Origin of the sequence: Comamonas sp. Z3, from assembly GCF_008121565.1 — a bacterium.
In the GTDB taxonomy this organism is placed as follows: Bacteria; Pseudomonadota; Gammaproteobacteria; order Burkholderiales; family Burkholderiaceae_C; genus Comamonas; species Comamonas brasiliensis.
On sequence record NZ_VOQU01000004.1, the window covers coordinates 348884 to 361269 of the forward strand.

Genomic DNA, 12386 nt, shown 5'->3' on the forward strand with positions numbered 1-12386 from the left:
TTGGTCATCGCCGCTATTCCCACACGGGCAGAGGCCTGTCTCTCAATGCTCTGCGCAACTGCTTCCAGTCGGGCAGAACCTGTGCCACCACCGCCCAGAATTGTGGGCTGTGGTCCATGTGGTGCAGATGCGCGAGTTCATGCACCACCACATAGTCGATGATTTGCGGGCTGTGCTGCATCAGCCGCCAGTTCAGGCGAATGATCCCGCTGCTGTTGGCGCTGCCCCAGCGTGTGCTGGCACTTGTCAGGCGCAGCGCATTCCAGCGCACGTCCATGGTGGCCGCATGGTGCAGCATGCGAGCCGTGAAATAGCTACGAGCCTCGCGCAGTATCCAGGCCTGAACGGCTGCGCGCACCTGAGCCGCCGGAGCCTGCGCTGGCAAAGGCAGATGCAGGCTTTGCGAACCATCGGCCCCCTGCTCTCGATGCGTCTGGTGAGTCGCCAGCAGAGATGATGCACCTCCTGTCAGCCGCAAGCTCATGGGCTGCCCCAGATAGTCCAGCACGCCCCCGTCCTGCCAGAGAATGCGTGCCTCCTGCTTGATCTGCTGTCGCTGGCCGGCCTCCTGCAGCTTGCGCACAATCCAGCCTGCCTTGGTCTGCAGCGCTGATTCGATCTCGGGCATGGCCACCCATTGCGGAGCGGTGACCTCAAGCCCTTGCTGGCCTACGCTGAAGCCAATGCTGCGGCGCGCCGAACGGCGCAGCAGATAAGCCACGTCACTCCCTTGCAGACGGGCACTGTGGCTGGCCGCCGGATGCGCCAGGAATGTGGCGGGCTCATTCTTTTCCAGATCGATGGCTTCCACCGGAACACTGGCAGGCGCTAAAAGCTGAATCTTCTCCAATTCCAGCTCGGCTTGCTCCGAGCGCTGTGCAGTGGCCTCAGTGCCGGAGGGTCGGCGCTTGCGCGGCATCAGCCCGCCCCGCCCGTCCCCCACCACAGGCGGCACCAGCCATTGCCAAGCTTGCTGCAAGCTATCGCCTGAGGACATGGGCAGTTTTGCTTTATTTACGATAAGCCTCAGGGTCCAGGCGCTGCATTTCGGACTCTATCCAGGCCTCGACTTCGGCCATCAGTTCATCATGCTTGCGACCCGCTGAAGCAATGGGCTTGCCGATGGACACATCCACCACGCCAGGCTTTTTGATGAATGCCTTGCGCGGCCAGCACTTGGCCGAGGTAACGGCAATCGGCACCACGGGCGCGCCCGTCATGATGGCCAGACGGGCGGCGCCGGTCTTGTACTCTCCCACTTCTCCGCGATTGACACGTGTGCCTTCGGGAAACATGATGACCCAGATGCCTTGATCGAGCAGGCGCTTGCCCTGCTCCACCACCTTGTGAAAGGCGCGCGAACGCTGGGCCCGGTCGATGTGAATCATGTCCAGTGCACCGATGGACCAGCCAAAGAACGGCACCTTCAGCAGCTCCTTCTTGAACACATAGGCCAGCGGACGCGGCATGATGGCAGGCATCAGAAAAGTCTCGTAGGTAGACTGGTGCTTGACCAGCAGCACCACCCCTTGCTTGGGATCGGCAGGCAGGTTTTCCATACCCTGCACCTGATACCGCACTCCCATGATCACACGGGCGCTGTCCACCGAAAGTTTGAGCCAAGCGCGGGCAGCGCTGTAAGCCTTGGTCGACGAGCCGCTGGTCCACTTGGCCAGCAGCACCGCGAAAGTGTAGGGAATAACGGTAATGGCCATCCACAGCATGTGGAGGACAGAGCGAATCAGGGACATGACAGCAATCGAAGAACGTGAGCGCAGACCTGAAGCCTGGCCCATTGATTTGGCACGGTTATCGACAAGAAACATAGCAGCTTACGCTGCTCTTTCAAGCAGTTGAATCTATTTTGACCTGAAACCAGAACTCAATGTGGGGCAGGCGCCGAATCCAGGGGCTGAGCATCTTCACCCCCCCCAAGCGGCAGCAGCCTATTCACCACGGCCTCCAGGTCGGGATAGCGCTCGCTGCCTTCGGGAAGATCGGCATCGCTGCTGCACTCGGGCCTGGCAGTGGACTCCACAAACACCAGATGGGCACCCAGAGCCTGGCCCGCCTGCAAATGCTCGACACCGCTACCAATGGCCCAGATCTCATGGCCTTCCGCACCGTAGCGATCGGCAATCTGTTCGAACAGCGCTGCGCCGGGTTTGCGGCACTGGCAGTCTTCATCGGGAGCATGGGGGCAAAAAAACACGGCTTCCACGCGCGCGCCGACAGCGGCCATCTCCCGGTGCATCTTGGCATGCACGGCATTGAGCTCGATCACATCGAACAGTCCGCGGCCCAGTCCCGGCTGATTGGTGGCAACCACCACATGCCAGCCGGCACGGTTCAGACGCGAAACCGCCTCCAGTGCACTGGGGACTGCAACCCATTCATCGGGCCGTCCAATGAAGCCTTGGGCACCCCATTGGTTCAGGGTGCCATCACGGTCAAGAATTGCGATCTTCATGGGATATGACGGTAGTCGATGACAGAAAAAAGCCCGCTTACCTCAAGGCCAAGCGGGCTTGCGATCCAAGGATGCCAGCTTACTGGCCTTCCCAGCGCTTGAGCACCAGGGAGGCATTGGTGCCGCCAAAGCCAAAGCTGTTGGACAGCACGGTCTTGAGCTCGGCATCGCGGGTCCGGGTGACCAGAGGCATATCGCCCAGCAGCGGGTCAGGCGTGTCCACGTTCACCGAGCCGGCGATAAAGCCCTTGTTCAGCATGATCAGGCAGTAAATCGCTTCCTGCACACCGGTCGCACCCAGCGAATGGCCGGTCAGCGACTTGGTGGACGAGAATGCCGGCACCTGGGCACCAAACAGCTCGCGCATGGCGCGCACTTCCTGCATATCGCCCACAGGGGTCGATGTGCCATGGGTGTTGATGTAGTCAATCGGCGCATCCACGGTTTCCATGGCCTGCTTCATGCAGGCTATGGCGCCGTCGCCCGAGGGAGCGACCATGTCCTCGCCGTCGCTGGTGGCACCAAAGCCCACCACTTCGGCCAGGATGTTGGCACCGCGTGCCAGCGCATGCTCGAGGCTTTCGAGCACTACGGCACCGCCGCCGCCGGCGATCACGAAGCCGTCGCGGTGGGCATCATAGGCACGCGAAGCCTTTTCGGGCGTCTCGTTGTACTTGCTGGACATGGCTCCCATGCCGTCGAACAGCAGCGACATGCCCCAGGACAGCTCTTCGCCGCCGCCGGCAAACATCACATCCTGCATGCCCCAGGCGATCTGCTGGGCTGCTGCACCGATGCAGTGGGCCGAGGTGGAGCAGGCCGAGGTGATGGAGTAGTTGATGCCCTTGACCTTGAAGTTGGTGGCCAGGCAGGCCGACACCGTGGAGCTCATGCAGCGTGTGACCTGGTAAGGGCCGACGCGGCGGATACCTTTTTCACGCAGCGTATCGGCTGCCTCGATCTGATTGGCCGGCGAGCCGCCGCCCGAGCCCATGATGAGACCGGTGCGCGGGTTGCTCACCTGTTCGGGCGTGAGACCGGCTTGCTGGATCGCATCTTCGAGAGCGATCTGTGAATAAGCCGCAGCATCGCCCATGAAGCGCAGCTGCTTGCGGTCGATGCGCGCCTCGATATCGATCTCGGGAATGCCTGCCACCTGCGAGCGCATGCCCAGCTCCGTGAACTCGGGCATGGCCTTGATGCCGCTCTTGCCCTCGCGCAGCGAGGCCTCCACCGTTGCCAGATCATTGCCGATGCACGAGACAATGCCCGCGCCGGTGATCACTACCCGCTTCTTGCTCATGCTGCCGTTCCCTTGGCATCACCTTCACGCAGGAACAGACCCACGCGCAGGTCATTGGCCACGTAAATTTCCTTACCGTCGGCCAGCAGGCGTGCGTCGCCGATGGCCATGTTCAGCTTGCGCTTGATCACTCGCTTGATATCAATTTCATATGTCACGAGTTTGACATCGGGGCCTACTTCACCGGTGAACTTGACTTCACCAGCACCCAGGGCGCGACCACGACCAGGCAGGCGCAGCCAGGTCAGGTAAAAACCTATCAGCTGCCACATGGCGTCCAGACCCAGGCAGCCGGGCATGACGGGGTCGCCCTGAAAGTGGCAATCAAAGAACCACAGATCGGGCCTGACGTCCAGTTCCGCAACAATCTTGCCCAGACCGTGGGCACCGCCGTCCTCGGAGATATGTGTGATGCGATCGAACATCAGCATGGGAGGCAGGGGCAGACGTCCGCTATCGGCACCAAACAGCTTGCCTTCGCCGGACGCGATCAGTTGTTCGTAGGAAAAAGATTCAGCCATTCTCTCAATTGCTCCGCGGCAGCCTGTGCAAGCTACCTGTTACTCTATATTTGGGTGACGGGATCCGCGCCCGCTGCGCGCGCCCACTGCGGGCGGTACAACCGGGGATTATCAAGGCTCGCAGCCCTACCCGGGACACAATACCCGTTTTCAGGCCCAAGACTCTGCCACAAATGCCACAGCCGCTGATGTCAGCGTGGCTTATTCCGTGCGCGCCACTACGCCTTCCTCGACCTTTTCGATGACCGCCAGGCCAGCGCGCAAAGCGCCAGGCACAGCAGAGTCAAAGGCAGCAGGCCCAGGGCATGTACCCAGCGTGCATAAGGCGTCAGGCCGTCGCGCCCCTGAACCCGGCCCTGCAATACCGCGCGCTCGAACGGTGCCAGTGCTTTCACCACTTGCCCCCTGTGATCGATCACCACCGTGGCCCCGGTGTTCGTTGCGCGCAACATGGGGCGCTCGAACTCCAGCGCACGCATGCGGCTGATGGACAGATGCTGATCAATGGCCACGGAGTCCCCGAACCAGCCGATATTGCTCAGATTGACCAGCACCGTGGGTGCCGTCACCGCATTGCCGAAATGGGCCGCAAGCTCTTCACCGAACAAATCCTCGTAGCAGATATTGGGCGACAGGCGCTCGCCTGCCCAGCTCATGGAAGGCTGGCCCAGTGCGCCGCGATTGAAGTCGCCCAGCGGAATATTCATGAGCTCGGTGAACCAACGGAACATGGGAGGGATGAACTCGCCAAACGGCACCAGATGGTGCTTGTCGTACTGATACGGCTGGGTCTGCCCGGGCAGCCAGCCTTCGACCGTGTTGGTAAAGCCCTGATCCCAATTGCCCAGCGGCAGCCCCACCAAGGCCGCGCGACTGGAGTCCTTGGCGACAAAAGGTGCACGCACAAAATCCAGATAGCCCTCGGGAAGCTGCTGAGGCAACAGCGGAATGGCGGTCTCGGGCGCCACCACCAACTGAGCACTGGCGTCATGCAGCTGCTGGGCATACCAGCGCAGTGCGACCACCACGCCCGAGCCCAGCTCGAACTTCTCATCCTGGGGAATATTGCCCTGCAGCAGCTCCACGCTCATGCCGGGCTGCTGGCCGGGCGCAGCAACGGCGCTGTCGCGCGACCACCACAGCCCGCCCCATACCAGACCCAGGACCAATGCGGATGCCAGGGCCGGCACAGACTTCAGCACCACGGCCCTGGTCTGCGCGCGCCAGACCAGCAGCGCCAGCCAGACTGCAGCCCAGGCAGCCACAAAGCCCGTGCCATAGACGCCAATCCAGCGCGGCAGCACGGATAGCGGGCCTTCCACATGGGCATAGCCGGCGGCACCCCAGGGGAAACCGGTCCAGAGCCAGCCGCGCGCGAGTTCGGCCAGCGTCCACAGTGCAGCAAAAACCAGGGTCGATAGCGCGGCCGGGACCTGCGTCAGACGCTTGAAACACCATGCAGCCACGGCGTAATAGCCCCCCAGAAAGCCCGCCAGCGCCAGCACGGCAGCTACGGCCAGTGGCGCAGCCAATCCGCCATAGGTGTGCATGGAGATGAACAGCCACCAGAAGGTAGCCACCAGCCATGCCGTGCCAAACAACCAGGCCCGGCCTGCCGCCTGGGCCGCGGAGCGGGCAGCCAGCAGCGCATGAACCAGCACCGCCAGCGACAGAATCTGCAGCCACCACAGCGGACGACCATAGCCTCCGACCAGGCTCAACCAGCCGTCGCCCTGACCGCGAGCCCAGGGCCAGGCCAGCGAAAGAGCCTGCAGGCCGCCTGCAAGGACTAGCAACAGCGCGCTCATCCAGCCATGAGGCCTGACAGCAGCAGTCTGAACGGTGGGGGCAGAGGTGGTCATAGGAATCGGCTGGCAAGAGCAAAACACCCAACTGGGTGGTTGGGTGAATTCAAGCATACGAGGTATGGCCAGGACTTGTGCAAACCAAGAGGTACAACCGGTATTTCCACCGGCATCACACCAGGCCTGACCCGGAATTGCGCCAATCGCGATCAGTTGCGAACAAGGCTGTCCGGCGAAGGATCGCGCACCACCTTGAACCAGCGCACCGCGCCGCCCTTGGTGTGGAGCACAGTGAACTCCAGCCCGCCCAGGTGAACCTGCTCGCCGCGCTTGGGCATATGTCCGATTTCGTGCGCGATGAGGCCCCCGATGGTGTCGAACTCGGCATCGGGGTCGCTGGCATGCAGCGCGGTTTCGAACTCCTCGCTCACATGCTCGATGCTGGCATCGCCCGCCACGCGGTAGCTGTTGTCGGCCAGGGCAAAGATATCGCCCTCGTCCTCGGGAATGTCGAACTCGTCCTCGATCTCGCCGACGATTTCTTCCAGCACGTCCTCAATCGTCACCAAGCCGGCCACACGGCCGAACTCGTCAATGACCACCGCCAGATGGTTGCGATTGGCGCGGAACTCGCGCAGCAGGTCGTTCAGGCCCTTGCTCTCGGGCACGAAGACGGCGGGCCGCACCAGAGCACGAATGTTCAGGGTGGGAGAACGCTGCAACTTGAGCAAATCCTTGGCCATGAGAATGCCAATGATGTTCTCGCGCTCGCCCTGGTAGACCGGAAAGCGCGAATGCGCCGTGGTGAGAACCTGGTGCAGGATTTCTTCATACGGAGCGTCGATATTGATGAGATCCATGCGTGGCGCGGCCACCATGACTTCTCCGGCGCTCATGTCGGCCATACGGATCACACGTTCCAGCATGACGCGGGACTCGGTGCCGATGACCTGGTTGTCTTCGGCTTCGGCCAGGGTTTCGATCAGTTCATCGGGAGATTCCGGTGCCGGATGAATGAACTCAGCCACCTTTTGCAGGAAGCTTCGCTTGTCTTCCTTCTCGGGAAGTCGCGCAGGATGGGGGTCGGACACTGTCTTGGAGTGCAGGACGTGCGGTAGTCAAACAAGTCCCCAAGAATAACGGATTGTGTCGACAGACGACGTGCTAGCTCACAAAAGCCATGACTAGCTGTCACCGAGGGCGCTCGGTCAAAGCTATTTTGATAGCTGCTTGCACTTGTCTTTGTTGGGCTGCAGCGTTGCCAGCTTCACAAGCCTACTTACTCGCCTGATTTGTGGCGGCCTTCCTGCACACCCTTGCGCACTTCCTGCACACCAGCCAGAAAAGTCCAGAAATTGACGGCCTGCTTCTTGAGCTGATAGTCCATCTCGCCCAGATGCTCGGTCACGAGGTCGCTGACATGGGTCTCGAAGTCGGCAGGCGGCAGCTCCAGATAGGCTTCGGATTCCGAGCCTTCTCGCTTGACGGTGGCGCCTGCGTTGCGCGCAATCTTGAGCATGGCCGTGTTCTCGGACAGCGCATGGATGAACATCATGCTCACGCTCTTGCTGCGCGCATGCAGCACTGCACGCGCGAACAGACGTGCACCCAGCCCCTTGCCGCGTGCACTCTTGAGCACGGAGACGCCGAACTCCGCGCATTTCTCATGCTCGGGGTGGCCGGCAAAGGCCAGATGCGCCATGGAGATCAATTCCAGGCGGCGGTTGAAGATGCCGAAGATATCATCGCGCTCGAAATCGAGCTGCTCGACATAGCGACGCACCTGTTCGTCGTTGGCCGCATAGCCAAAGCGCAGATAGCGATCCCGCGCATCCAGCTTGAGCAGATGCTTGATGATGCGGTCGCGATGGCGCGGACTCAGCGAACGGATGGGGACCAAGGACGGCGAGCGACGCTCGGCGCCATGGGACTTGCCCATGTCTCGCAGCCAGCCGGAGCCAGCCTGCCAGGGCGATGTCAACCAGTCTTTGGGGAGGTTCATAGCCTGAAATATAGGTAAAAACCCGAATCTTCACAAGCACCATATTGCATTGCAACAATCTTGTAAGGATTTTGCGTTAATTCAACACCTTAGCGTCTATTTCCGGCTAGGCCATGGTCCGTATGAAGGACCTCTGCGAAGGCTTAGAGCGGCACGGCCGTCGTGACCTTGACCCGGTCCATGACAAAGCTGGTTTTGCAGTCCTGCACGCTGGGGTGTTTGAGCAGCGTGTCCATGATGAAACGACTGTAATGCTGCATGTCCGCCACCACCACCCGCAGCAGATAGTCCATCTCGCCAGTGAGGGAGACACACTCCACCACCTCGGGCCAGGTCTGTACGCTGGCGCGGAACACGTCCATGGGATTGCGCTTGCTGGTTTCGGTGTATTTTTCCAGACGCACATTGATATAGGCCGTCAGACCCAGGCCCACGGTCTCGGGCTGCACCAGTGCCACATAGCGGTCGATGACACCGTTTTCCTCCAGCCGCTTGACTCGGCGCAGCACGGCGCTGGGCGACAGGCCGACCTGCTCCCCGATGACGTCATAGGTTTCTCGGCCATTGGCCTGCAATCGGCGCAAAATCGCCTTATCCAGTTTGTCGATGGTGTGCATGGGACTCATGGCGGCAGATTATAAAAACAGCGCAGTTTTTATTAATGGTTAACCCTTGATAACCATTAAAATTGCATGAAATCGAATTCATGCGCAATTTTCATGCATCAGCAGGTTTGCTGCCAAGGCATTTTTGCATGAAGCTTGCCAGTTGCCTGTCCTACAGTGAATCCATCGTCGACACCTGTTCTTCATGTGTTGTGCCCCTTCCCGATGGAGACCTCTGCCATGAACGCCCCACTGACCCAAAGCAACGCCAGCCCATTCCAGACCTGGGACAACCCCATGGGAACGGACGGCTTCGAGTTCGTCGAATATGCCGCCCCCGATCCCGTGGCCATGGGACAGCTGTTCGAGCGCATGGGCTTTCAGGCCATTGCCAAGCACCGCCGCAAGAACGTGACCCTGTATCGCCAGGGCGAGATCAACTTCATCATCAATGCCGAGCCCGACAGCTTTGCCCAGCGCTTCGCACGCCTGCACGGCCCCAGCGTCTGTGCCATCGCCGTGCGCGTCAATGATGCCAAGTACGCCTATGAGCGCGCCACCTCGCTGGGTGCCTGGGGCTACGCCCAGCAGGCCGCCCCCGGAGAACTGAGCATTCCCGCCATCAAGGGCATTGGCGACTCCCTGATCTATTTCATCGACAAATGGCGCGGCAAGAATGGCGCCAAGGACGGGGACCTGGGCAATATCAGCTTCTTCGACGTGGATTTCGAGCCCCTGCCCGGTGCCGATCTGCACCCCGAGGGCCTGGGCCTGACCTATATCGACCACCTGACCAACAACGTCTACCGCGGCCGCATGGCCGAGCTGGCCGAGTTCTACGAGCGCATCTTCAACTTCCGCGAGATCCGCTACTTCGACATCGAAGGCCAGGCCACAGGCGTCAAGAGCAAGGCCATGACCAGCCCCTGCGGCAAGATCCGCATTCCCATCAACGAGGAAGGCAACGACAAGGCCGGCCAGATCCAGGAATACCTGGACATGTACCACGGCGAAGGCATACAGCACATCGCGCTGGGCTCGACCAATCTCTACGACACCGTGGACGGTCTACAGATGAATGGCATCAAGCTGCTGAACACCAGCGAGACCTATTACGAGTTGCTGCCCAAGCGCATCCCGGACCTGCAGGAACCCATTGCCGAGCTGCTGGCGCGCAATATCCTGGTGGACGGCCAGCCCGGCGAACTGCTGCTGCAGATCTTCAGCGAAAACCAGCTGGGCCCCATCTTCTTCGAATTCATCCAGCGAAAGGGCAATAGCGGCTTTGGCGAAGGCAATTTCAAGGCCCTGTTCGAGACCATGGAGCTCGATCAGATGCGCCGCGGCGTGCTCAAGACCTGAGCCACGGCGGAGTCGACCATGCGCCCTCCCGGCCTGCATCTGCTCCGTCCGGCTGCTGGCGGCATGGCCGGCGCGGACACCGGCGCTACGCCTTCCATCAAAAAGATACCAATGGTTACCACTCCGTCAAACGGACCATGTGGCGACCGGTTTCCGTCCCTATACTTTCCGTCATGCTGCACTGCCGCATTCACGTCTGACGTGGGCCGTCGCAGCCAGCTTCAACGCCCGGAAGGATCAAGTGCCGCGACCACATCAGCCCCCCGCTACAGCCCCAGAGGACTGCAGAACACCGGGGATGGATGCGCCTGCCGGTACCTCGCACCTTTCCCGCCGTCAGGCCTTGTCGCTGGCGGTGGCATCAGCGACCGCTCTGATCGCCAACAGCGCACATGCGGCCAGGGATGCGAGCGCCCTGCCGTCGAATTCCAGCCGCAGCCGCAACGAACTCTCCCTGGTCGTACCCTATACAGCGGGCGGCCCGCTGGACCGTGCGGCGCGCAAGCTGACGCAGGAAACCACGGCCCTGGGCAACATCAATGTGCTCAATGTACCGGGCGAGGGGGGCGCCACGGGCGCGGCCATGGTGGCCAGAGCGGGAGCGCGCGAACCCATGCTGCTGATGGGCGCTGTGGCCACACATGCCATCCTGCCCTGGCTCAACCCCCAGCTGCCCTACGATCCGCTGCGCGACTTTCAGCCGCTGACACTGGTGGCACGCATGCCCCACGTGCTGGTCATGCGCAGCGAGCTGGCCATGCAGTGGCGCATCTATACGCCCGAAGATCTGCTGCGCTTCATGTCCAAGCACCGGCAAGCACTGCGCTATGCGTCGGCGGGCAATGGCAGCATCGGCCATATCGCGGGCCAGTGGTTCCAGTCGCTGACCCAGGTGCCGCTGCAGCATCTGCCGTTCGGCGGGGCCAGACCGGCTCTGTCGGCTCTGCTCGAAGGCACGGCCGATCTGATGTTCGACAATATTGCCTCGGCCCTGCCGCATCTGCGGGCCGGCAGACTCAAGGCCATTGGCGTGACCTGGCGCTCGCCACTGCCGGCTCTGCCAGAGGTCCCCAGCCTGGACGACAGCATCAAGGGCATGAATCTGACCACCTGGTTCGGCCTCTTTGCCACCGCGGGAATTACGGACAGCCAGGCCAGACGCTGGTCGGACGCTTTTGCGCAGACGCTGCAAAGAGCCGAGGTACAGCAGTACTTCGATGCCATGGGCGTGGTGCGCGACGACCTGCGCCGGCAGGACTTTGCCCGCTTGGTGCAGGCCGAGCACGCCCGCTACGGACAGCTCGTCAAACGCACCCAGATACAGATGCACTGAGCCAGCCTCCGGCTCACCACTCCTTTTTCCTGCTGCGCCCGGGCCACGAGCTGCGGCCGCAGCCTTCGCGACCCCTCATCTCAGGGAGTGCCTCATGAACAACATCCAGAGCAGCACCGCCAAGACCGGCAGCACCGGTGCAACGCCCGTCGTCTATGGCCAGTCCGATCGACCGCCACGCGGCGACTACACACGGGCCCATGCCGACTACACCTGCACGCAGGACTATGCCGCCTATACCGAGGCCGAGCATGACACCTACCACCGGCTCTACGAGCGTCAATCCGCGCTGCTGCCGGGCCGCGCCAGCCAGCATTTCATCGATGCCCTGCCCTCGCTGGGCGCCAAGGAGCGCATTCCGCGCTTCGAGGAGGTCAACGAGCGACTGTTCAAGGCCACGGGATGGGAGATCGTGGGCGTTCCAGGCCTGATTCCCGAGGTACCGTTCTTTTCGCTGCTGGCACAGCGCAAATTCCCGGTCACCGACTGGATACGCAAGCCCGAGGAGTTCGAATACATCGTCGAGCCCGACATCTTTCACGACCTCTTCGGCCATGTGCCGCTGCTGTTCAACCCCGTCATGGCCGATTTCATCCAGGCCTACGGTCAGGGCGGCCTCAAGGCCGCCGAGCTCGGCGTCTGCGAGATGCTGTCGCGTCTGTACTGGTACACGGTGGAGTTCGGTCTGATCCGCGAGAACGGCGGCGTGCGCGCCTATGGCGCCGGCATTCTCAGCTCCGTGGGCGAGCTGGAGTACAGCGTCAACAGCCCGCAGCCGCATCGTCTGCCGCTGCAGCTCGAGCGCACCATGCGCACGCTCTACAAGATCGACACCTATCAGCAGACCTATTTCGTGATCGACGACATGCCCCATCTGCTGAACCTGGCCGATACCGACTTTGCGCCGCTGTACGAGCAACTGCGCCAGCTGCCCACCATTGGTGCCAAGGAACTGCTGCCCGGCGAACAGCTGATTTAGTCAGCG

The 12386-nt window shown here is 61.7% G+C and carries 12 protein-coding genes; 3 read left to right on the plus strand and 9 right to left on the minus strand.

What is annotated here, in order from left to right; genetic code table 11:
- Positions 1-13: 13 nt before the first annotated feature.
- The 9 genes from FSY59_RS13730 to FSY59_RS13770 all read right to left on the minus strand — a co-directional run bounded on the left by FSY59_RS13730 (position 14) and on the right by FSY59_RS13770 (position 8727).
- Positions 14-997: a M48 family metallopeptidase gene (locus FSY59_RS13730; RefSeq protein WP_043375300.1), complete on the minus strand. Its 984-nt coding sequence runs from the start codon at positions 995-997 to the stop codon at positions 14-16.
- A 13-nt stretch (positions 998-1010) separates the two neighbouring features.
- Positions 1011-1751 (minus strand): 1-acyl-sn-glycerol-3-phosphate acyltransferase, encoded by a 741-nt coding sequence (locus tag FSY59_RS13735; RefSeq protein WP_003050992.1) that lies wholly within the window; start codon positions 1749-1751, stop codon positions 1011-1013.
- Positions 1752-1882: 131 nt separating this feature from the next.
- Complete coding sequence (locus FSY59_RS13740) at positions 1883-2470, minus strand: HAD-IIIA family hydrolase (RefSeq protein ID WP_003050990.1); 588 nt, start codon at positions 2468-2470, stop codon at positions 1883-1885.
- Positions 2471-2549: 79 nt separating this feature from the next.
- Entirely contained in the window at positions 2550-3773 is a 1224-nt protein-coding gene (gene fabB, locus FSY59_RS13745) for a beta-ketoacyl-ACP synthase I (RefSeq protein ID WP_148729142.1), read from the minus strand.
- Complete coding sequence (gene fabA, locus FSY59_RS13750) at positions 3770-4294, minus strand: 3-hydroxyacyl-[acyl-carrier-protein] dehydratase FabA (protein ID WP_003050986.1); 525 nt, start codon at positions 4292-4294, stop codon at positions 3770-3772. Before fabA ends, fabB begins: the two co-directional genes overlap by 4 nt.
- A gap of 218 nt (positions 4295-4512) precedes the next feature.
- Positions 4513-6102 carry an apolipoprotein N-acyltransferase gene (gene lnt, locus FSY59_RS13755; RefSeq protein WP_370458235.1) on the minus strand — a complete coding sequence of 530 codons (1590 nt, stop codon included), beginning with the start codon at positions 6100-6102 and terminating at the stop codon, positions 4513-4515.
- Positions 6103-6308: 206 nt separating this feature from the next.
- Positions 6309-7190, minus strand: coding sequence for an HlyC/CorC family transporter (locus tag FSY59_RS13760; RefSeq protein ID WP_003050982.1), 882 nt, complete (start codon positions 7188-7190; stop codon positions 6309-6311).
- Positions 7191-7378: 188 nt separating this feature from the next.
- Positions 7379-8101: a GNAT family N-acetyltransferase gene (locus FSY59_RS13765; RefSeq protein ID WP_148729143.1), complete on the minus strand. Its 723-nt coding sequence runs from the start codon at positions 8099-8101 to the stop codon at positions 7379-7381.
- A 143-nt stretch (positions 8102-8244) separates the two neighbouring features.
- Complete coding sequence (locus FSY59_RS13770) at positions 8245-8727, minus strand: Lrp/AsnC family transcriptional regulator (RefSeq protein ID WP_003050977.1); 483 nt, start codon at positions 8725-8727, stop codon at positions 8245-8247.
- A gap of 219 nt (positions 8728-8946) precedes the next feature.
- On the opposite strand from FSY59_RS13770, the gene hppD reads away from it, so the two are divergent.
- The 3 genes from hppD (at position 8947) to phhA (ending at position 12380) form a co-directional block, all read left to right on the plus strand.
- Positions 8947-10068, plus strand: a complete 1122-nt coding sequence (gene hppD, locus FSY59_RS13775) for a 4-hydroxyphenylpyruvate dioxygenase (protein WP_003050974.1) — start codon at positions 8947-8949, stop codon at positions 10066-10068.
- Positions 10069-10366: 298 nt separating this feature from the next.
- Positions 10367-11401: a tripartite tricarboxylate transporter substrate binding protein gene (locus FSY59_RS13780; protein WP_003050972.1), complete on the plus strand. Its 1035-nt coding sequence runs from the start codon at positions 10367-10369 to the stop codon at positions 11399-11401.
- A gap of 94 nt (positions 11402-11495) precedes the next feature.
- Positions 11496-12380 (plus strand): phenylalanine 4-monooxygenase, encoded by an 885-nt coding sequence (gene phhA, locus FSY59_RS13785; RefSeq protein WP_003050970.1) that lies wholly within the window; start codon positions 11496-11498, stop codon positions 12378-12380.
- Positions 12381-12386: the final 6 nt, after the last annotated feature.